Genomic DNA, 20345 nt, shown 5'->3' with positions numbered 1-20345 from the left:
CCAGCTTCAGACGCCGCCCAAGGCGCCGCCCTGCCCTATGAGACGAAGTCATGGCCGTTAATCTGCAGATTCCCTCCGAATCCGAAATCCTTCCCGTCGCCGGTGTCGAAATCGGCGTGGCCGAAGCCGGCATCCGCAAGGCCGGCCGGCGCGACCTCACGGTGTTCCGCCTGGCGCCGGGCAGCGCGGTGGCCGGCGTGTTCACGCGCAACCGCTTCCGCGCCGCGCCGGTGCAGGTGTGCGAAGCGCACCTGGCCCAGGGCGGCCCGATCCGCGCCCTGGTCGTCAACACCGGCAACGCCAACGCCGGCACCGGCGCGCCCGGCCTGAAGAACGCCCAGGACACCTGCGCGGCGCTGGGCAAGCTGCTGGACGTCCCCGCCGAACAGATCCTGCCGTTTTCCACCGGCGTGATCCTCGAGCCGCTGCCGATGGACCGCCTGACCGCCGGCCTGCCGGCCGCGGTGGCGGACCTGCGGGCCGACGGCTGGTACGGCGCGGCCCACGGCATCATGACCACCGATACGCTGCCGAAGATCCATTCGCGCCGCGTGAACATCGGCGGCAAGACCGTCACCATCACCGGCATCAGCAAGGGCGCCGGCATGATCCGGCCCAACATGGCCACCATGCTGGGCTTTCTGGCCACCGACGCCGGCATCGCCCAGCCGCTGCTGCGCCAGCTGGCCATCGAGCTGGCCGACGTCTCGTTCAACCGCATCACGGTCGACGGCGACACCTCGACCAACGACTCGTTCATCCTGATCGCCACCGGCCAGGCCGGCGTGACGGTCGACAGCGCCGGCGACGCGGCCTATGCGGCCCTGCGCGATGCGCTGGCCGCCGCCGCCACCGACCTGGCGCAGAAGATCGTGCGCGACGCCGAGGGCGCCACCAAGTTCATGACCATCCGCGTCGAGGAAGCCGGCAATACCGAAGAGGCCCTCAAGGTGGCCTACGCGGTCGCGCACTCGCCGCTGGTCAAGACCGCCTTCTTCGCCTCCGACCCCAACCTGGGCCGCATCCTGGCGGCGATCGGCTATGCCGGCATCGACGACCTGGACGTCTCGCGCCTGCGCCTGTGGCTGGGCGACGTGCTGGTGGCCGTCGACGGCGGCCGCAACCCCGACTACCAGGAAGCCGACGGCCAGCGCGTCATGAAGCAGGCCGAGATCCTGGTGCGCATCGCGCTGGGCCGCGGCCAGGTGGCCGACACGGTCTATACCTGCGACTTCTCGCACGAGTATGTCACCATCAACGCCGATTACCGTTCCTGAACCGGAACACCCCGGCGCGCATGGCCGCGGCGCACGCCGCCCGGCCGCCGCGCGCCCGCAAGCCCCGTCTGCAGCGCGCGGCGCCATCCCCGTCCGCGCGCCTGCCGGCCCACCGCGCCCTATCCCGCGGCGCGGCGCCGGCGTCATCGAGCAACCGTAAACGCGGCGTCCCGCCGGGCGCCGCCGCCAAGGAACCGCAGTGACCGCAACAGACCTCACCCCCCTCCTCGCCCGCGCCGAGCGCGTGCTGGCGCAACTGGAAGCCTGGCTGCCGCCGGCGCCGCCCGACATCGACTGGTCCGCCCACGCCTACCGCTGGCGCAAGCGCGGTTCGCGCGGCTGGCTGGACGCCGTGCGCCACGTGGCGCGCATCGAGCTGGACGATCTGCAGCACATCGAGCGCCAGAAAGACATCATCGACCGCAACACGCGCCAGTTCCTCGAATCCAAGCCGGCCAACAATGTGCTGATGACCGGCGCGCGCGGCACCGGCAAGAGCTCGCTGGTCAAGGCCATGCTGGCCGCCTACGGCGACCGGGGCCTGCGCCTGATCGAAGTGGACAAGTCCGACCTGGGCGACCTGGCCGACATCGTCGAGCTCGTGGCGGCGCGGCCCGAGCGCTACATCGTGTTCTGCGACGACCTGTCGTTCGAGGAAGGCGAGGCCGGCTACAAAGCGCTGAAATCCGTGCTCGACGGCTCGGTCGCGGCCTCGGGCGACAACGTGCTGATCTACGCCACCTCGAACCGCCGCCACTTGATGCCCGAATACATGAGCGAGAACCTGGCCGCCAAGCACCAGCCCGACGGCGAGATCCACCCCGGCGAAACCGTCGAGGAAAAGATCTCGCTGTCCGAGCGCTTCGGCCTGTGGCTGTCGTTCTACCCGTTCAAGCAGGACGACTACCTGGACATCGTCTACCACTGGCTGCGCGAGCTGAACTGCCCGGCCGACCAGATCGAGGCCTCGCGCACCGAGGCCCTGCAGTGGACGCTCGAACGCGGCTCGCGCTCGGGCCGGGTCGCCTATCAATTCGCACGCGACTGGGCCGCCCGCCATGTCTGAAAAAATCGTCGATGTCGCCGCGGGCCTGATCCTGCGCCCGGATGGCCAGCTGCTGCTGGGGCAGCGCCCCGAGGGCAAGCCCTGGGCCGGCTGGTGGGAGCTGCCCGGCGGCAAGCTGGAGCCGGGCGAAACCGTGCTGCAGGCCCTGGCGCGCGAACTGCATGAAGAGCTGGGCATCCGCGTGACCGAGGCGCACCCCTGGGTGACCTATGTGCACGTCTACCCGCACACCACCGTGCGGCTGGCGTTCTGCCACGTCACCGGCTGGGAAGGCGAACCCCGCGGGCTGGAAAACCAGCGCCTGGAATGGGTCGACCCGGCGCGCGCGCACGAGGTCGGCGACCTGCTGCCGGCGGCCCTGCCGCCGCTGCGCTGGCTGCAGCTGCCCACCGCCTACGCCATCAGCGCCATCGGCGCGCCCGCCGCACTGGCCGATTTCACCGCGCGGCTGCGGCAAGCCCTGGACGGGGGCCTGAAACTGGTGCTGCTGCGCGAGCCCGACTGGCCCGGCGGCGCCGACGCCGCTTCGCTGCGCGACGCCATGCAGGCCATCCTGGCGCAATGCCGCGCCGCCGGCGCGCGCCTGTTGGTCAGCAGCCGCCATCCGCAGGCCTGGTGGCGCGAAGCCGACGGCGTACATCTGACAGCGCGCGACGCGCAGGCGCTCAAGCAGCGTCCGGCGCTGCCCGAGGGCGCGCTGGTGGGCGTCTCGGCCCACGGCCATGCCGAGATCGTGCATGCACGCGACCTGGGCGCGGATTTCGCGGTGCTGGGCCCGGTGCTCGCCACCGCCAGCCACCCGGAGCAGGCGCCGCTGGGCTGGCCCGGCTTCGCGGCCGGCATCCGCGACGCCGGCATGCCGGTCTACGCGCTGGGCGGCCAGTCGCCCGCCACCCTGGCCGAGGCGCGCCTGCACGGCGCGCACGGCATCGCCGGGATCCGCGGGCTGCTCTGACGCAACGGCGCTAGGTGTGATGTCTCAATAGGTTGTTCATCCAGGCCGGACCTGGGATGCTGTGGTTACCACGCCATCGCAACTCAGGGCAGGACACTGGATGAACAACCATAAGCATGCGCGATTGACCCGCCTAGGTCGAGCCCTTCTTGTTAACAGGGTGATGCAACAGAACTGGACGATGAGGCAGGCCAGCCAGGCGGCAGGGGTGAGCCTGCGCACCGGTTACAAGTGGCTTGCCCGCTTCCGAAGCGAAGGTCTGGACGGCCTGCTTGACCGCAGTTCTCGCCCGCACCGCAGCCCGAAGGCCTGTGCGCCCGAGCAGGTTGAGCACTTCGCCCAGCAGCGCCGCCAGCGTCTGCCGCTGTGGCGCATCGCGCGTGAAGCCGGCCGCAGCCTGGCCACCGTGGCGCGGTATATGGAACGCATCGGCCTGAGTCGACTCGCCTCGTTGGAGCCGCCGGCGCCGGTGCGCCGCTATGAACGCGCCAGCCCAGGCGAGCTGCTGCACATCGACACCAAGCGGCTGGGCCGCATCCGGGGCGTGGGCCATCGCATCACCGGCGATCGGGCCCAGAACCGCAACCGCGGCATTGGCTGGGACGCTGTGCACCTGGCCATCGATGACTTCTCGCGCGTGTCCTTTGCTCGCATCCTCGACGATGAAGGCGGCGATCAGTGCGCTGAGTTCCTGCGCCAAGCCACCGCCTACTACGCCAGTCTGGGCGTGCGCATCGACCGCGTGATGACCGACAACGGCAGCGGCTACGTCTCCAGGACCTTTCGGGCGGTGTGCGTGGAGCTGGGAATCCGTCACATCCGCACCCGCCCCTACACCCCCAAGACCAACGGCAAGGCCGAGCGCCTCGTGCAGACCTGCTTACGGGAGTGGGCATACGCCAGGCCCTACACGAGCTCAGCCGAACGACAGGCTGCCTTGCAGCCCTTCATTGACCGCTACAACTGGTATCGGCCACACTCCGCTCTCGGACATCAGCCACCCATCACGCGTATCCCAGATGTGAATAACCTATTGAGAATCGACAGCTAGCTGTGAACTGTCAATAGGTTGTATTCGTCCAGGTTGAGTCTGGAGATGGGTACAGCGCGCCCGATGCCTTGGTGGGGTCGATGCCAGTTGTAGTGGTGTAGCCAGGATTTCATGGCATCGGCTCGGTGTTGGGAGTTCTGGTAGGTGTGAGCGTAAGCCCACTCACGCAAGGCCGACTGGATGAAGCGTTCGGCCTTGCCATTGGTCTGTGGGCGGTAAGGTCGGGTAAAGCGGTGCTTGATGCCCAGCTCATGGCACAGCGCGGCGAAGGCGCGGCTGCGAAAGGCCGAGCCATTGTCGGTGAGCAAGCGCTGGATGGTCACGCCCAGGCGCTGGTAGTAGGCCACTGCGTCCTTGAGGAACTGGACGGCGCTGGGGAAGCGCTCGTCGGGGTGGATGTCGGTGAAGGCCACGCGGGCGTGGTCATCGATGGCCACGAAGACGAAGTCCCAGCCGGCCCCCTCAACGGTATCGCGTCGGTTGCCCGTGACCCGGTGGCCAGGGCGCTGGATACGTCCCAGCTTCTTGATGTCGATGTGCAGCAGATCGCCGGGGGCCTGATGCTCGTAGCGCACCACCGGCTCGGCCGGCTCCAGGTCGGCCAGGTGCGACAGACCGGCGCGGGCCAGGACGCGGCTGACGGTGCTGGCTGACACGCCCAGCGCCTGGGCGATGCGCGCTTGGGTCAGCCGCTTGCGGCGCAGCTCCACGATAGCCAGCGCCTTGGCCGGCGCAATCGCTCGGGGCGAGACCGTCGGGCGCGAGGACGCATCGGCCAAGCCCGCCTGGCCCTGAGCCAGGAAGCGGCCCAGCCATTTGCGCACAGTCGGCGCGGTGACCCCATAGGCACGGGCCGCTTCAGGCACACAAACTTGATGGGCGATCAATTGCTGGACCATTTCGAGTCGACGTAGGAAGGTCAATCGGGCATGCTTATGGGTGTTCATCCGGCCGGGCTCCTTGAGTGAACTGGGGGGGTGGCGATTTCCAGTTTCTCAAATCCGGTTCGGATGAACCATGCATACAACCTATTGAATCTTCACAGCTAGGGCGCGGACGGCGCGGACGGCTCGGCCGCCGCGCTGGCCGCCGCCTCGGCCGGCAAGCCCTGCCACCCGCCGCCCAGCGCCGCGATCAGCTGCACGCTGGCGTTGAGCCGGCTGCCCAGCAGGCTGATGGCGTTGCGCTCGGTGTTCAGCGCGGTGGTTTCCAGCACCGCCACGCTCAGGTAGTCGATCAGCCCCTGCTCGTACTGGTTGCGCGCCAGGCGCAGCGATTCGCGCGCGGACTCGAGCGCATTGCGCTGCACCTGCTGCTCGTGCTCCATCACGCGCAGCTGCACCAGGTAATCCTCCACCTCGCGCAGCGCCGTCAGCACGCTCTGGCGGTAGGCGGCCGCCTGCGCGTCATAGGCGGCGCGGGCCTGCTCGACGCGCGCCGAACGCGCGCCGCCGTCGAACAGCGTCATGGCCAGCGCCGGGCCGAGGGTCCAGAAGCGCGCCGGCGCGGTCAGCCACTCGGCGAACTGGCCGCTGCGAAAACCGCCGCTGGCCGACAAGGTCAGGTCCGGGAACCAGGCCGCCTGCGCCACGCCGATCTGCGCATTGGCGGCGGCCGCGCGCCGCTCGGCGGCCGCCACGTCGGGCCGGCGCTCCAGCAGTTGCGAGGGCAGGCCCGCCGGGATGTCCGGCAGTTGCTGCGCGAACGGCTGCGCCGGCAGGGCGAAGCGCGAAGGCGCCTGCCCCATCAGCACCGCGATGGCGTGCTCGAACTGGCCGCGCTGCCAGTCCAGGTCGATGGACTGGGCCCGCGTGTTCTCCAGCTGGGTGCGCGCCACCGCCACGTCGGACTTGCCCACCACGCCGGCTTCGTAGCGGCTCTGCGTCAGGCGCAGCGAGCGCTCGTAGGCCAGCACCGTGGCGTCGAGCAGGCGTTTCTGCTCGTCGAGCACGCGCAATTGCAGGTAGTTCTGCACCAGGGCGGCCTGCGCGCTCAGGCGGGTGACGGCCAGGTCCGCCGCGCTGGCCTGCGCCTCGGCGCGGCTGGACTCGACTTCGCGGCGCACCCGGCCCCACACATCGACTTCCCAGCTGACCGACCCACTGAGCGAGTACTGGTTGCCGACCGAGCTGCCGTTCGAGCCGGCGCCGCTGCCGCCGCCCGAGCCGGACCGCGTCACGTCGGCGCCCGCGCCTATGGTGGGGAAGAAGCCGGCGCGCGCATTGCGCACCAGCGCCTGGGCCTGGCGATAATTGGCCTCGGCCTGCGCCACGGAGTAGTTGCCCTGGTTCAATTGCTGCACCAGGCCGTCGAGCACCGGGTCGCCATACACCTGCCACCATTGCCCGCGCGCGCTCTCGTCGCTGGGCTGCGCGGGCGTCCAGCCGGGCTGCGGCGCGGCGGCCTCCTTGTAGGCGGCCCCCACGTCGATGGCGGGTCGCTGGTAGTCGGGCCCGACCGCACAGCCGCCCAGCGCCGCGCACAGCGCCGCGACGGCCAGCCGGCGGCGCGGCGGAACGGAGAATCGGAAACCAGGCATACGGATCATGGGCGGGTGGGATCAGGAGCGGACCGCGCCGCGCGCCGGCGCGCGGCCCACAGGCGGAAGCGGTCCAGGTACAGGTACACCACCGGCGTGGTGTACAGGGTAAGGATCTGGCTGAGCACCAGGCCGCCCACGATGGTGATGCCCAGCGGACGGCGCATCTCCACGCCAGGCCCGCTGGCCAGCATCAGCGGCAAGGCGCCGAAAATGGCCGCCATGGTCGTCATCATGATGGGACGGAAACGCGTCAGGCAGGCGCGCAGGATCGCCGCGCGCGCGTCCAGGCCATCGCGCCGCTCGGCCTCCAGCGCGAAGTCGACCATCATGATGGCGTTCTTCTTGACGATGCCGATCAGCAGGAACACGCCGATCAGCGCGATCAGGGTGAACTCGTGGCCGAGCAGCATCAGGGCCAGCAGCGCGCCGATGCCGGCCGACGGCAGCGTGGACAGGATGGTCAGCGGGTGCACCAGGCTTTCGTACAGAATGCCCAGCACGATATACATCGTCACCAGCGCCGCCAGGATCAGCCATGGCTGGCGCGCCAGCGTCTTCTGCAGCTCGGCCGCCGTGCCCTGGAAACCCGCCTGGATCTGGTCCGACGGCAGGCCGATCCGGGCCACGGCCGCGTCGATGGCGCCGGTGGCCTGGTCCAGCGATACGCCGGGCGACAGGCTGAACGAAATCGTATCGGCCACGAACAGCCCCTGGTGGCTGACCGACAGCGGCGCGTTGGCCACCTTCAGCTGCGCGAAAGCCGCCAGCGGCACGCGCTGGCCGTCGGCCGCGATCACATGCACCTGCTTGAGCGACTCGATATCCTGCGCGAAGCGCGGATCCACGCCCATGACCACGTGGTACTGGTTCAGCGGCCCGTAGATGACCGAAACCTGGCGCTGGCTGAATGAATTGTTCAGCACGGCCGAAATGGTGGCCATGCTCACGCCCAGCCGCGTGGCGGCATCGCGGTCGATCACCAGGTCGATCTGGCGCCCCTTGTCCTCGACATCGGCGTCCACATCGGTGATTTCGGGCAATGCCGCCATGGCCCGCTGCACCCTGGGCATCCATTCGCGCAGCAGCGCCAGGTCGCCGGACATCAGCGTGTAGTCGTACGAGCCGGAACTCTGGCGCCCGCCGATATGGATATCCTGCTGCGCCACCAGGAACATGCGCGCGCCGGGTTCGTTCTGCAGGCGCCCGCGCAACCGGTTGATGACCGTGTCGGCGCTCACGCCGCGCTCTTCGAGCGGCTTGAGCTGGATCTGCATGAAGCTGGAATTGCTGCCGCCGCGACCGCCCGCGTAGGCCGTCACGCTCTGCACCGCCGGGTCGGCCAGGATGACCTTGCGGAAGTACTCCAGCTTGGGCACCGTGGCCTGGAACGAGGTGCCCTGGTCGCCGCGGAAAAAGCCCAGCAGCTGGCCGGTGTCCTGCTGCGGGAAAAAGCCCTTGGGCACCACCATGTACAGATACACGTTGAGCCCGATGGTGGCGGCCAGGATCAGCATCATCAGCCGCGCATGCGCCAGCGCCCAGCCCAGGCTGCGCTCGTAGCCGCCCTGCATGCCGCCGTACAGGCGCGTCCAGAGGCGTCCGATCCGCCCCGGCGGGCGCGGCGCGGCCGGCTCGGCGCGCAGCAGCCGCGCGCACATCATGGGCGTGAGCGTCAGCGACACCACCAGCGAAACCAGGATGGAGGCCGACAGGGTCACGGCGAACTCGCGAAACAGCCGCCCCGCCACGCCGCCCATCAGCAGGATGGGGATGAACACCGCCACCAGCGACAGGCTCATCGACAGCACGGTGAAGCCCACCTCGCGCGAGCCGCGCAGCGCCGCGCGCATGGGCGTGGCGCCGCGCTCGATATGCCGCATGATGTTTTCCAGCACCACGATGGCGTCGTCGACCACGAACCCGGTGGCCACGATCAGGGCCATGAGCGAAATGGTGTTCAGCGTGTAGCCGCACAAGTACATCACACAGAAGGTGCCGATCAGCGATACCGGCACCGCCACGCTGGGAATGAAGGCGGCACGCAGCCGGCGCAGGAACAGCAGCACCACCAGCACCACCAGGCCCACCGCGATGACCAGCGTCAGCTCGGCCTCGTGCAGCGAGGCGCGGATGCTGGGCGTGCGATCCTGCGCCACGGTCAGGTCCACGTCGCCCGGCAGCAGGGCCGCCAGCTGGGGCAGCTGGGCGCGCACCGCGTCGACGGTCTCGATGATGTTGGCGTCGGCCTGGCGCCGCACGATCATCAGGATGGCCTTGCGGTCGTTGTAGAAGCCGGTCTGGTACAGGTCCTCGACCGAGTCTTCCACGCTGGCCACGTCGGACAGCCGCACGGCCGCGCCGTCGCGCCAGGCCACGATCAGCGGCCGGTACTGCTCGGCGCGGTCGAGCTGGTCGCTGGCCATGACCTGCCAGTGGTACTGGTCGTTCTCCACCATGCCCTTGGGGCGGTTGGCGTTGGCACTGGACAGCGCCTGGCGCACCTCGTCGAGCGACACGCCGCGATTGGCCAGCGCGCCCGGAATGAGGTTGACGCGCACCGCCGGCAGCGAGCTGCCGCCCACCGTCACCTCGCCCACGCCGTTCACCTGGGCCAGCTTCTGCGCGACGATGGTCGAGGCCAGGTCGTACAGCTTGCCCTGGCCCAGCGTGGCCGAGGTCATGGCCAGCGTCATGATCGGCGCCGCCGACGGATTGGCCTTGTGGTACGTGGGGTTGCTGCGCAGGCTGGTGGGCAGCAGCGAGCGCGCCGCGTTGATGGCGGCCTGCACGTCGCGCGCCGCGCCATCGACGTCGCGGCTGAGATCGAACTGCAGGGTGATGCGGGTCGACCCCTGCGAGCTGCGCGAGGTCATCTCGGTAACGCCGGCGATGCTGCCCAGCGAGCGCTCCAGCGGCGTGGCCACGCTGGAGGCCATGGTCTCGGGGCTGGCGCCGGGCAGGCTGGCCGATACCGAAATGGTCGGGATGTCCACTTGCGGCAGGGGCGCGACCGGCAACAGGCGGTACGCCAGCAGCCCGGCCAGCACCACGCCCAGGCACAGCAGCGTGGTGGCCACCGGACGGACGATGAACGGCGCCGACAGAATCATGGCGCCTGCCGCGCGGCCGCGCCGGCGCCGCCGCGACGGCGCGCCAGCCGGTCAAACATGAGGTAGATCACCGGCGTGGTGAACAGCGTCAGCACCTGGCTGACGAGCAGCCCGCCCACCATCACCAGCCCCAGGGGCTGGCGCAGCTCGGCCCCGGTGCCGGTCGAGAGCATCAGCGGCAGCGCGCCGAACAGGGCCGCCAGCGTCGTCATCAGGATGGGCCGAAAGCGCAGCAGCGCCGCCTCGTGGATGGCTTCGCGCGGCGCCAGCCCGCGCTTGCGCTCGGCCTCCAGGGCGAAGTCGATCATCATGATGGCGTTCTTCTTGACGATGCCGATCAGCAGGATGATGCCGATGATGCCTATCATGTCCAGGTCGGTGCCGCTGATCAGCAGGGCCAGCAGCGCCCCCACCCCGGCCGAAGGCAGGGTGGACAGGATCGTGATCGGGTGGATGTAGCTTTCATACAGGATGCCCAGCACGATGTACATGGTGACCACCGCGGCCAGGATCAGCCACAGCGTGCTGTCGAGCGAATTCTGGAACGCCAGCGCCGCCCCCTGGAAGCGCGTGTCGATCGCCAGCGGCAGCCCGATTTCGGCCTGCACGGCCGAAATCGCCTCGACCGCGCCCGACAGCGAGGCCCCGGGCGCCAGGTTGAACGACACCGTGGTCATGGGGAACTGGTCGAGCCGGTTGACCGCCAGCACCGTGCGCCCCTCGGAAATGCGCGCGACCGACGACAGCGGCACCTGCGCGCCGGAAGCCGTCGGCACATGGATATGGTCCAGCGACTGGGGCGACTGGCGGAACTGCGGCAGCACCTCCAGCACCACCCGGTACTGGTTGGACTGCGTGAAGACGGTGGAAATCAGCCGCTGGCCGAATGCGTCATAAAGCGCCTCGTCGATCACCGCGGCGGTGATCCCCAGCCGCGAGGCGGCGTCGCGATCGATCTCGACCCAGGTCTGCAGGCCCTGGTCCTGCAGGTCGTAGGTGACGTCGGCAAGCTGCGGCACCTGGCGCAGCCGCTCGACCAGCCTGGGCGCCCACTCGCTGAGCACGGCCAGGTCGGGGTTGGACAGCGTCATCTGGTATTGCGTGCGGCTGACGCGGTCCTCGATGGTCAGGTCCTGCACCGGCTGCATGTACACCGTCAGGCCCAGGTCGGTCCCGCCATGCAGCGCGTCCTGCAGGCGCGCCATCACGGTCTTGAGATCGCCGCTGCGCTCGCTCTGCGGCTTGAGGGCGATCTGCATGCGGCCGTTGTTCAGCGTGGGGTTGCTGCCGTCGACGCCGATGAACGAGGACACGGCGGCCACGTCGGGATCCTGCACGATGATGCGCGCGGCCTCCTGCTGGCGCTGCGACATGGCGGCGAACGAGATGGTCTGCGGCGCCTGCGTGATGGCCTGGATCAGCCCGCTGTCCTGCTGCGGAAAGAAGCCCTTGGGCACGACGATGTACAGCAGCACCGTCAGCGCGAAGGTGCCCAGCGCCACCAGCAGCATGCGGTCGTAGCCGGCGATCACGCGGTCGATCAGCGCGCCGGTGGCCTGGTGAAAGCGCCCATGGCGCTGCTCGGACTCGGGCCGCAGCAGGCGCGCGCACATCATCGGCGTAAGCGTCAGCGACACCACCAGCGAGATCAGGATCGCCACGGCCAGCGTCACCGCGAACTCGCGGAACAGCCGCCCCACCACCTCGGTCATGAACAGCAGCGGAATCAGCACGGCGATCAGCGAGAAGGTCAGCGAAATCAGCGTGAAGCCGATCTGCGCGGCGCCCTTGAGCGCCGCCTGCAGGGGCGTCTCGCCCTCTTCCAGGTGGCGCGCGATGTTCTCGATCATGACGATGGCGTCGTCGACCACGAAGCCGGTCGCGATGGTCAGCGCCATCAGGGTCAGGTTGTTGATGCTGAAGCCGGCCAGGTACATGATGCCGAACGTGCCGATCAGCGACAGCGGCACCACCACGCTGGGGATCACGGTAGCCGTGAGGCTGCGCAGGAACAGGAACGTGACCAGCACCACCAGCCCCACCGCCAGCAGCATCTCGAACTGCACGTCGGCCACCGAGTCGCGGATGGTCTGGGTGCGGTCGGCCACCACCACCAGGTCCAGCGTGGCCGGCATCGCGGCGCGCAGCTGCGGCAGCAAGGCATGGATGCAGTCCACCACGTCGATCACGTTGGCGCCGGGCTGGCGCTGCACGTTCAGCAGGATGGCGGGCTTGTCGCCCACCCAGGCCGCCTGGCGGATGTCCTCGGCGCCCTGCACCGCGCGCGCCACGTCGGACAGGCGCAGCGGCGCGTCGTTGCGGTAGGCGATGATCAGGTCGTTGTAGTCGGTGGGCGACTTCAGCTGGTCGTTGGCGTTGATGGTGGTGGAGCGGATCGGCCCGTCCAGGTTGCCCTTGGGCTGATTGACGTTGGCGCCGACCACCGCCGTGCGCAGGTCCGCCAGGCTCAGGCCGGCCGAGGCCAGGGCCTGCGGATTGACCTGTACCCGCACCGCCGGGCGCTGCCCGCCCGCCACGCTGACCAGGCCCACGCCGGGAATCTGCGACAGCCGCTGGGCCATGCGCGTATCGACCAGGTCGCGCACCTGCGGCAGCGGCATGGTGGGCGAGGTCACCGCCAGGGTCAGCACGGCCGCGTCGGCCGGGTTGACCTTGTTGTAGGTGGGCGGCACCGGCAGATCGTTGGGCAGCAGGTTGGAGGCCGCGTTGATGGCCGCCTGCACCTGCTGCTCGGCCACGTCCAGCGACAGGTCGAGGCTGAACTGCAGCGTGATGACCGACGCGCCGCCGGAGCTGGTGGACGACATCTGGTTCAGGCCCGGCATCTGGCCGAACTGGCGCTCCAGCGGCGAGGTCACCAGCGAGGTCATCACATCGGGGCTGGCGCCGGGATACAGCGTGACCACCTGGATGGTCGGATAGTCGACTTCGGGCAGCGCCGACACGGGCAGCAGCCGATAGGCGATCAGGCCGGCGATCAGGATCGCCACCATCGACAAGGTGGTGGCGACCGGCCGCAGGATGAACAGGCGCGACGGGCTCACGGCGTCCGCCTGGGCGCCCCGGTATTGACCGGCGCGGCCGCTTCCGGCGTGGTGCCGGTCACGATCTCTATCCTGGCGCCGGCGCGCAGCCGGTCCATGCCTTCGACCACGACCTTGTCGCCGGGCTGCAGGCCCTCGTTGACCGCCACCCAGTCGCCGTTGATGGCGCCCAGCTTGACCTGCCGCACCGACACCGTGTCATCGGGCTGGGCCAGGAACACGAAGGCGCCGGCCGAACCCTGCTGCACCGCCGCGTTGGGTATCGCGGTCATGCCGCTGCGCGTCTCGACATACAGGCGCACGTTGACGAACTGGTTGGGAAACAGCGCCTCCTCGGCGTTGTCGAAACGCGCCTTCAGCTTGACCGTGCCGGTGGCCACGTCGATCTGGTTGTCGACGGTCTCGAGCTGGCCGCTGGCGATGCGGCGCGTGTCGGCGCGGTCATAGGCTTCCACCGGCAGCTGCCGCCCGGCGCGCAACTGCGCCAGCACCTCGGGCAGCTGGGTTTCGGGCAGCGTGAACACCACCGCGATGGGCTGGGTCTGGGTGATCACCACCAGGCCATTGGCGTCGCCGCTGGAAATCAGGTTGCCCTGGTCCACCTGGCGCAGGCCGAGCCGGCCAGCGATGGGCGCGGTGATGCGCGAGAAATCCAGTTGCAGCCGGGCGCTGTCCACGGCCGCCCGGTCGCTCTTGATGGTGCCCTCGTACTGGCGCACCAGCGCCGCCTGCGTGTCGAGCTGCTGGCGGGCGATCGAATCCTGCTTGTAGAGCGTCTGGTAGCGCTGCAAGTCGCGGCGCGCGTTTTCCAGTTGCGCCAGGTTCTGCTGCTGCTGGCCCTGCGCCTGCGCCAGCGCCACCTCGAAGGGCCGCGGGTCGACCTGCGCCAGCAGATCGCCGGCCTTGACGTGCTGGCCTTCCTGGAACGCCACCTTGACCAGTTCGCCATCGACGCGGCTGCGCACCGTCACGGTGTTGTAGGCGGTCGCCGTGCCCAGCGCCCGCAGGACGATCTGGATATCCTGGGTGCGGGCCTCGCCCACGCGCACCGGCACCGCCATGTTCATCATCGAGGCCGGGCCGCCGCGCATGGCGCCGCGGCCGCCGGGCCGGCCCTGCTGCCCGCCCGTGTCCTTCGGCCACAGCCACCAGGCCAGGGCCAGGACGGCCAGGACGGCGATCGCGGCTGCGATCAGGCGGCGGCGCCCCTGGCGGGCAGGCGGCGCAACGGAACGGCTTTCAGGCATGAGGTATCCGGCAAGACGGCAAGGAGCCGCTATTTTCCACCAGACCGGCCCAAACTGGCAGTTTGCCGGGCGCTGCTGAAATAGACCGCAACAGGATTCGGCCCCCACACGCCCGCGATCACGGGTCGTTCGGCCCGGACAGGGGCAACGCGGGCGATGCCGGCCGGCGCCGGCGCGCCGTCAGGAGCTGCAGAGCGACATCTGGAACGCCACGTCGCGCGACACCTGCTGCGGCTTGACCTCGCCGTCCTGGGTCGAGAAGCGTATCCAGACCATGTACTTGTTGGCGCTGATCTCGGGAAAGACGCCGAGGCTGGGATCGACCCAGACGCGCAGCAAATGGTAGATCTTGCCGGCCAGCATCTGCTGGTAGCCGCCCTGCTCGGCCGCGATATCGGCGCGCCGCCCGGATTCGCGCAGCAGCCGCAACGCCATGGACAGGCCTTCATGCAGGGGCAGCAAGGGGGCCAGCCAGCTTTGCAGGTCGGCGCAGCGCACCGACTCGGGCTTGTTCTGCCAGGCATGATAGGACGGCATGTCCACCTGCGTGGCGCCGCCCGGCACCGCCAGCCTGCCGCGCAGGCTGACCAGCCATTCGTTCTCGCGCAATGCCTGGCCGGTCTTGCCCTGCGCCGCCAGCGCCGCCACCACGCGCTCCATGTCGCGCAGCATGGCCTCCAGCGCATCCTGGGCCACGCCGGGATGGTCGCGCAGCCCCACCAGGGCCATGCGCTGGCGCTCCAGGTCCTGCAGCACCGCGCCCTTGATGTCGGTGCGCTCGCTGGCATCGAGCAGATCGAACAGGGAGGAAACCGCGATCTGGTGCAGCCGGGCGTCGCCCTCGCGCGCGAAAAAGAACAACCTGTCGAACAGGTACTCCAGACGCAGATAGGCCCGGATACGTTCGTTGAAAGGGTATTCGTACAGAATCACGCTTGCCACAGGCCCGTCGGTGATCGGCCCGCGGGCCGGGGTTATTCAGGGGTACCGGCCGCCTTGCCGCCTGGCTGGCTGGCCGCGCCCGCCAGCGCGAGCCAGCGGTCGTGCAGAGTTCTTGCCCGCGCGCGCAAGGTATCGGGCGAGGTGGCGCCATCGTTGACGATGACGTCGTCCGCGGCCTCCAGCCGGGTTGCCCGCGCAGCCTGTGCCGCCATGATACGCCTGATGGCCGGCTCCGTCAGCCCACTGCGTTTCTGCACCCGGGCGATCTGCGTGGCCGGGTCGCAATCGACCACGCAGATGCGGTCGACCCGGCCGCGCCAGCGGCCGGATTCGACCAGCAAGGGCACGACGAAAACCAGGTACAGGCCGCGCGCCTGTGCGGCGGCCTGCTCGGTGTGCAGGCCGATCAGCGGGTGCAGCAGGGCTTCGAGGCGGCCGCGCGCCGTGGGTTCGCGAAACACCAGGTCGCGCATCCAGGCGCGATCCAGCGCGCCGTCGGCGGCCACCGCCTGCGGGCCGAATTCGCGCGCGATGGCCGGCATGGCCGCGCCGCCGGGCGCGGTCAGCGCATGCGAAATCTCGTCGGCATCGATGACGCTGGCGCCCCATTCGGCCAGCATGTCGGCCACCCGGGACTTGCCCGAACCGATGCCGCCGGTCAATCCGATCTTGTACATGCCCATCCTCAATAGAACTGCAGCCAGGCGGGCCGGCCCGCCGCCAGCAGCATCAGGATACCGCCGAGCGCCAGGTAAGGACCGAAAGGCAGCGGCTGCCCCCTGCCGACCCGTCCGGCCAGCCGCAGGCTCCAGCCCACCAGCACGCCCGCCAGCGAGGCCCCCAGCAGCAACCACGGCAATGCCCCCAGCCCCAGCCAGGCGCCCAGCGCCGCCATCAGCTTGAAGTCGCCATGACCCATGCCGTCGCGCCCGGTCAGCAGGCGGAAGAAATGAAAGATCACCCACAGGAACAGATAGCCCGCGACCGCGCCCAGCACGGCCAGCGGCAGCGGCGCCAGCGCGCCGTCCAGGTTGACCAGCAGGCCGGCCCAGATCAGCGGCAGGGTCACCGCGTCGGGCAGCAGGCTGTGTTCGAGATCGATCCAGGCCAGCGCCAGCAGCGCGCCGGTCAGGCCCATGGCGGCCAGCGCCATCGGCGTGGGCCCGAAGCGCCAGGCGCAGGCGGCAAACAGCACGGCCGCGGCCAGCTCGAGCATGGGGTAGCGCAACCCGATGGGCTGCCCGCAATGCCCGCAGCGGCCGCGCTGCAGCAACCAGCCGGCCAGCGGAACGGCGCGCCAGCCACGCAAGGCGGCCTGGCACGACGGGCAATGCCAGGCCGGCCGCCACAGGCCATAGCCCGACTCGGCGCCGCCGTCCTCCTCGCGCATGGCCGTGCGCCATTCGCGCTCCATCATGCGCGGCAGCCGATGCGCCACCACGCTGAGCCAGCTGCCGGCCACGAGCCCCAGCAGGGCGGCCAGCACCACATTCAACGCCGGATCGAGCGGGAAGACATGCCACATGGCGCCAGGAGGTACACGGAAAGGGAGGACAAGAAGAGGAAGCGCCGGACACCCGGCGCGTACCGGACCGGAAGGTCCGCCAGGGCCGGGCGGCAGCGCGATGCCGCAGGCGGCATTATTGCGGCGCGCCCCGATTTGCACAAACGCCGCACTTGCGCACGCAAAGCCGCGACAATGTATCGGATCTTCTCATAAGTGCGTAGAATCGCAGTTACAGAACAACCAACCGGACACGCTGCCATGTCTGCCCCACTCGATACGCCCGCGCTTCGTCTCAATACCCGTTTTGCGACCGGAATCGTACTGGCAGGCACCCTGGCCCTGGCCGGCTGCGCGCAACAGCGCAGCGCCGGCTATTACGACCCGCCCGGCGCCAGCACCATCACCGACGCCCAATACCAGGGCCAGGCGGCCGGCTACCGTACGGTGGTGCACGCGCCGTCGCAACTGCAGATCGAGCTCAAGCCCAACCAGCCCGCGCGCCAGCAGAACGCCCAGGCCCAGGCCGGCCAGCAATCCACCGAGGACGGCACGGCCGTGCCCGAAGGCCAGGCAGCCCCGCAGCCGCAGCCCGAGACGGCCAGCCCCGGCGCGCAAGCCATCATCCCGCAGGCGCAAACCTACCAGGGCACTTTCCCGTGCTTTGCCGCCGGCCTGGCTTGCGAAGCCCAGCGCGTCACGCTGACCCTGGCGCCCAACGGCCGCTGGCGCAGCCGCACCAACTACCTGGACAAGCAACCCCAGGCCAGCGCCCCCGTGGCCGAGCAAGGCTGCTGGGACGCCACCCAGGAACGCCCGCCCCGCGTGCTGCTGCTCGACGGCAGCGGCAACATGCGCGCCGAGCTGGTCATGACCGCCAACAACGTGCTGCGCGTACGTTCGGTGGGCGGCCGTACCCCCAACCTGAACTACAACCTCACCCGCCAGCCCGATCTGGACGCCATCGCCGAGCTCGACAAGCAGGCCGCGCCCAAGTGCCCCTGATGCGGCGCTGACGCGCCGCGGGCAGGCCTGCCATGCGTGCAGGCCGCCCGCCCGCGACGCAGAGGCACCGAAACCCGAGGACTCAAGACTCGCCGGCCGGGGTCGCCCCCTGCCCCGCCATGGACGTGGCCGCGCGCCGATGCGGACACATGCGGCAGGCCAGCTCGAACGCGTTGCGCACGCCCAGCTTGCGGAAGATGCGCGCGCGATGCGCTTCGGCGGTACGCCGGGAAATACCCAGATCGATGGCAATGACCTTGTTTGCCTTGCCTGCCGCCAGATAGGCGGCCACCTGGCGCTCGCGTGCCGTCAAGGCGGCCGGCGGCCGAGCCTCGGCGCGGCCGCCAACGGAAGGCGCGATCGGATGGCAGATGGATACGACAGGCAGGGCCGGCTGCGCGGATGAGGCGTTGCCAGGCGTGGGAAGCATGGGACCTCCTTTGCAAACTACGATTGCAATGCAGTCTGCCACGCCCGGCCTGCGCCGAGAAGCTGTCAAATTTGACAGGATCTGCCGCGGCCGCGGCTCAGAACTCCAGGTTGTCGATCAGCCGCGTGGCGCCCAGCTTCGCGGCGGCCAGCGCCACCAGGGGCTCGCCGGCGCTCATCTCGGCCACATCGGGAGCCTTCAGGTCGCGCTGGCGGCGCACCGCCACGTAGTCGACCTTCCAGCCACGATCGGCCAGGGCCTGCGCGGCCACCCGTTCGAGCGCGGCCGGGTCCTGCTCGCCGCCGGCGCGGCGCTGCGCGATGCCGCGCAGCGTCTCGTACAGCACCGGCGCCTCGGCGCGCTCGGCCTCCGACAGGTAGCGGTTGCGCGAAGACAGCGCCAGGCCGTCATCGGCGCGCACGGTTTCGTGCGCCAGGATTTCCACCGGCAGCTGCAATTGCCGGCACATGTTGCGCACCACCATCAGCTGCTGGTAGTCCTTCTTGCCGAACACCGCCACGCGCGGCTGCACACAGGCCAGCAGCTTCATCACCACGGTGCACACGCCCGTGAAAAAACCCGGGCGGAACTCGCCCTCGAGGATATCGCCCAGGTCGTCGGGCGGCAGCACGCGGTAGTTCTGCGGCTCCGGGTACATCTCGCGCTCGTCGGGCGCGAACACCAGATAGACGTCGCGGTCGCGCTCCATCTTCGCGACATCGTCGGGCAGCGTGCGGGGATAGCGGTCGAAATCCTCGTTGGGGCCGAACTGCAGCCGGTTGACGAAAATACTGGTCACCACCGGGTCGCCATGCTGGCGCGCCAGCTTCATGAGCGCCAGGTGTCCTTCGTGCAGGTTGCCCATGGTGGGCACGAACGCCACGCGGTTCTGGCCGCGCAGGTGATCCCGCAGGTCCTGGATGGTGTGTACGACTTTCAAGGGGGTTCTCCGGAAGGGCCGGGTCGGGGATGGGGCCGGCCGCCTTACGCGGCGGCGGCCACGCTGGCGTAGGCCAGGCGCACGTAGATGGGCGCGTAGGGCTCGGCCTGGGTGATGTCGAGCAGGGATTCGCGCGCCAGTTCGAGCATGGCGATGAAGTGCACGACCACCACGGCCACCGGAGCGCCCTCGTTGATGCGTTCGAGGAAGAGCTCGCCGAACTCCATGAAGCGCACGTCGTTCAGGCGCCGCAGGATGTGGGTCATGTGGTCGCGCACCGACAGCTGTTCGCGCGTGATGTGGTGGTGCTGGTTCAGGCGCGCCCGCTTCATGATGTCGGCCCACGCGGCGCGCAGGTCGTCGACGCTGACCTCGGGCAGCATGCGCTCGACGCTGATCTCGGCCACCGCCTGGCTGCGCACGAAATCGCGCCCCAGCTGGGGCAGCGCGTCCAGCTTCTGCGCCGCCAGCTTCATCTGCTCGTACTCGAGCAGGCGACGCACCAGTTCGGCGCGCGGGTCCTCGGGCTCTTCGCCGGTGTCCGACTTCTTGACCGGCAGCAGCATGCGCGACTTGATCTCGATCAGCATGGCGGCCATCAGCAGGTATTCAGCCGCCAGTTCGAGGTTGTGGACACGGATCTGCTCGACATACGACAGGTATTGCCGCGTGACATCGGCCATCGGGATGTCGAGCACGTTGAAGTTCTGCTTGCGGATCAGGTAGAGCAGCAGGTCGAGCGGCCCCTCGAACGCCTCCAGGAACACTTCCAGCGCGTCGGGCGGAATGTAGAGGTCGGTGGGCAGCTGGAACAGCGGCTCGCCGTACAGGCGCGCGAACGCCACGCTGTCGACCACGTCGGGCGTGCTGTCGACCTGTGGCTCCACGAGCGCCGCCAGGTCGTCGCCGGAAATCGAGGCGTTATGTGCCATATGCGCCGCGCACGGGCCCGTGGGTATCAGTCGGCCTGATACACATAGGGCTTCTGCGGCACGCGGGCGGCGCGAAAGCCTTCGAGCAGCTCGGTGTTCTGCGCCTTGTCCCACAGGCGGGCGCGGCCTTCGCGCTGGCGCTGCTCGGTGTCCGGATGCGCGGTCTTGTATTCCTTGAGGAAGCGGGTGATCTCGGATTCGTAGTTTTTGGCCATGACAACAGCTTCAGCAGGTTTCAGATAGGGGGAGTTTACTTCAGGCGGGCCCCGGGCCGGCGTT

17 protein-coding genes are annotated in these 20345 nt (G+C 69.4%); 5 read left to right on the top strand and 12 right to left on the bottom strand.

Annotated elements, in window-relative coordinates; genetic code table 11:
- Positions 1-50 precede the first annotated feature (50 nt).
- The 4 genes from argJ (at position 51) to BN118_RS00280 (ending at position 4349) form a co-directional block, all read left to right on the top strand.
- Positions 51-1277 carry a bifunctional glutamate N-acetyltransferase/amino-acid acetyltransferase ArgJ gene (gene argJ / locus BN118_RS00295; protein WP_010931662.1) on the top strand — a complete coding sequence of 409 codons (1227 nt, stop codon included), beginning with the start codon at positions 51-53 and terminating at the stop codon, positions 1275-1277.
- A gap of 199 nt (positions 1278-1476) precedes the next feature.
- Positions 1477-2343, top strand: coding sequence for an ATP-binding protein (locus BN118_RS00290; RefSeq protein WP_003815026.1), 867 nt, complete (start codon positions 1477-1479; stop codon positions 2341-2343).
- A complete protein-coding gene (locus BN118_RS00285) occupies positions 2336-3298 on the top strand; it encodes a Nudix family hydrolase (RefSeq protein ID WP_003815027.1) in 963 nt (320 codons plus the stop codon). The genes BN118_RS00290 and BN118_RS00285 overlap by 8 nt, the downstream gene beginning before the upstream one ends.
- Before the next feature lie 100 nt (positions 3299-3398).
- Positions 3399-4349, top strand: a complete 951-nt coding sequence (locus BN118_RS00280) for an IS481 family transposase (protein ID WP_014486105.1) — start codon at positions 3399-3401, stop codon at positions 4347-4349.
- Here BN118_RS00280 and BN118_RS00275 read toward each other — a convergent pair.
- From BN118_RS00275 to BN118_RS00240, 8 genes are all read right to left on the bottom strand, one after another.
- Positions 4346-5296 (bottom strand): IS481-like element IS481 family transposase, encoded by a 951-nt coding sequence (locus tag BN118_RS00275; RefSeq protein WP_005012067.1) that lies wholly within the window; start codon positions 5294-5296, stop codon positions 4346-4348. The genes BN118_RS00280 and BN118_RS00275 overlap by 4 nt on opposite strands.
- Before the next feature lie 98 nt (positions 5297-5394).
- A complete protein-coding gene (locus tag BN118_RS00270; RefSeq protein WP_041166113.1) occupies positions 5395-6897 on the bottom strand; it encodes an efflux transporter outer membrane subunit in 1503 nt (500 codons plus the stop codon).
- Positions 6894-10001 (bottom strand): multidrug efflux RND transporter permease subunit, encoded by a 3108-nt coding sequence (locus BN118_RS00265; RefSeq protein ID WP_003815032.1) that lies wholly within the window; start codon positions 9999-10001, stop codon positions 6894-6896. The genes BN118_RS00270 and BN118_RS00265 overlap by 4 nt, the downstream gene beginning before the upstream one ends.
- On the bottom strand, positions 9998-13066 hold the full coding sequence (locus BN118_RS00260) for an MdtB/MuxB family multidrug efflux RND transporter permease subunit (protein ID WP_010931665.1): 3069 nt from the start codon (positions 13064-13066) through the stop codon (positions 9998-10000). Before BN118_RS00260 ends, BN118_RS00265 begins: the two co-directional genes overlap by 4 nt.
- Positions 13063-14313, bottom strand: a complete 1251-nt coding sequence (locus BN118_RS00255) for an MdtA/MuxA family multidrug efflux RND transporter periplasmic adaptor subunit (protein WP_010931666.1) — start codon at positions 14311-14313, stop codon at positions 13063-13065. Before BN118_RS00255 ends, BN118_RS00260 begins: the two co-directional genes overlap by 4 nt.
- 180 nt (positions 14314-14493) lie before the next feature.
- Entirely contained in the window at positions 14494-15246 is a 753-nt protein-coding gene (gene zapD / locus BN118_RS00250; protein WP_023853184.1) for a cell division protein ZapD, read from the bottom strand.
- Positions 15247-15287: 41 nt separating this feature from the next.
- Positions 15288-15938 carry a dephospho-CoA kinase gene (coaE, locus tag BN118_RS00245; protein WP_019247320.1) on the bottom strand — a complete coding sequence of 217 codons (651 nt, stop codon included), beginning with the start codon at positions 15936-15938 and terminating at the stop codon, positions 15288-15290.
- 2 nt (positions 15939-15940) lie between these two features.
- On the bottom strand, positions 15941-16780 hold the full coding sequence (locus tag BN118_RS00240; RefSeq protein ID WP_003820519.1) for a prepilin peptidase: 840 nt from the start codon (positions 16778-16780) through the stop codon (positions 15941-15943).
- 240 nt (positions 16781-17020) lie between these two features.
- On the opposite strand from BN118_RS00240, the gene BN118_RS00235 reads away from it, so the two are divergent.
- A complete protein-coding gene (locus BN118_RS00235; protein WP_003815047.1) occupies positions 17021-17764 on the top strand; it encodes a copper resistance protein NlpE N-terminal domain-containing protein in 744 nt (247 codons plus the stop codon).
- 82 nt (positions 17765-17846) lie between these two features.
- Here the strand turns inward: BN118_RS00235 and BN118_RS00230 are convergent, their stop codons facing one another.
- From BN118_RS00230 to BN118_RS00215, 4 genes are all read right to left on the bottom strand, one after another.
- Positions 17847-18194, bottom strand: a complete 348-nt coding sequence (locus BN118_RS00230; RefSeq protein WP_003815049.1) for a LuxR C-terminal-related transcriptional regulator — start codon at positions 18192-18194, stop codon at positions 17847-17849.
- A gap of 97 nt (positions 18195-18291) precedes the next feature.
- Positions 18292-19134 carry a pantoate--beta-alanine ligase gene (gene panC / locus BN118_RS00225; RefSeq protein ID WP_003815051.1) on the bottom strand — a complete coding sequence of 281 codons (843 nt, stop codon included), beginning with the start codon at positions 19132-19134 and terminating at the stop codon, positions 18292-18294.
- Positions 19135-19178: 44 nt separating this feature from the next.
- On the bottom strand, positions 19179-20066 hold the full coding sequence (locus tag BN118_RS00220) for a segregation and condensation protein A (protein WP_003815053.1): 888 nt from the start codon (positions 20064-20066) through the stop codon (positions 19179-19181).
- 26 nt (positions 20067-20092) lie between these two features.
- On the bottom strand, positions 20093-20281 hold the full coding sequence (locus BN118_RS00215; protein ID WP_003815055.1) for a DUF3460 family protein: 189 nt from the start codon (positions 20279-20281) through the stop codon (positions 20093-20095).
- Positions 20282-20345: the final 64 nt, after the last annotated feature.

It is taken from the genome of Bordetella pertussis 18323 (assembly GCF_000306945.1).
Lineage (GTDB): Bacteria > Pseudomonadota > Gammaproteobacteria > Burkholderiales > Burkholderiaceae_B > Bordetella > Bordetella pertussis.
Note: the sequence above shows the minus strand (reverse complement) of the source record. Positions and strands in the feature narration are given on the sequence as shown.

Bases quoted from the DNA above. Each gene is read 5' to 3' on its own strand.
- argJ (WP_010931662.1), top strand. From the start codon at position 51: ATGGCCGTTAATCTGCAGATTCCCTCCGAATCCGAAATCCTTCCCGTC.
- BN118_RS00285 (WP_003815027.1), top strand. From the start codon at position 2,336: ATGTCTGAAAAAATCGTCGATGTCGCCGCGGGCCTGATCCTGCGCCCG.
- BN118_RS00280 (WP_014486105.1), top strand. From the start codon at position 3,399: ATGAACAACCATAAGCATGCGCGATTGACCCGCCTAGGTCGAGCCCTT.
- BN118_RS00275 (WP_005012067.1), bottom strand. From the start codon at position 5,296: ATGAACACCCATAAGCATGCCCGATTGACCTTCCTACGTCGACTCGAA.
- BN118_RS00270 (WP_041166113.1), bottom strand. From the start codon at position 6,897: ATGATCCGTATGCCTGGTTTCCGATTCTCCGTTCCGCCGCGCCGCCGG.
- BN118_RS00265 (WP_003815032.1), bottom strand. From the start codon at position 10,001: ATGATTCTGTCGGCGCCGTTCATCGTCCGTCCGGTGGCCACCACGCTG.
- BN118_RS00255 (WP_010931666.1), bottom strand. From the start codon at position 14,313: ATGCCTGAAAGCCGTTCCGTTGCGCCGCCTGCCCGCCAGGGGCGCCGC.
- coaE (WP_019247320.1), bottom strand. From the start codon at position 15,938: ATGGGCATGTACAAGATCGGATTGACCGGCGGCATCGGTTCGGGCAAG.
- BN118_RS00240 (WP_003820519.1), bottom strand. From the start codon at position 16,780: ATGTGGCATGTCTTCCCGCTCGATCCGGCGTTGAATGTGGTGCTGGCC.
- BN118_RS00235 (WP_003815047.1), top strand. From the start codon at position 17,021: ATGTCTGCCCCACTCGATACGCCCGCGCTTCGTCTCAATACCCGTTTT.
- BN118_RS00230 (WP_003815049.1), bottom strand. From the start codon at position 18,194: ATGCTTCCCACGCCTGGCAACGCCTCATCCGCGCAGCCGGCCCTGCCT.
- BN118_RS00220 (WP_003815053.1), bottom strand. From the start codon at position 20,066: ATGGCACATAACGCCTCGATTTCCGGCGACGACCTGGCGGCGCTCGTG.
- BN118_RS00215 (WP_003815055.1), bottom strand. From the start codon at position 20,281: ATGGCCAAAAACTACGAATCCGAGATCACCCGCTTCCTCAAGGAATAC.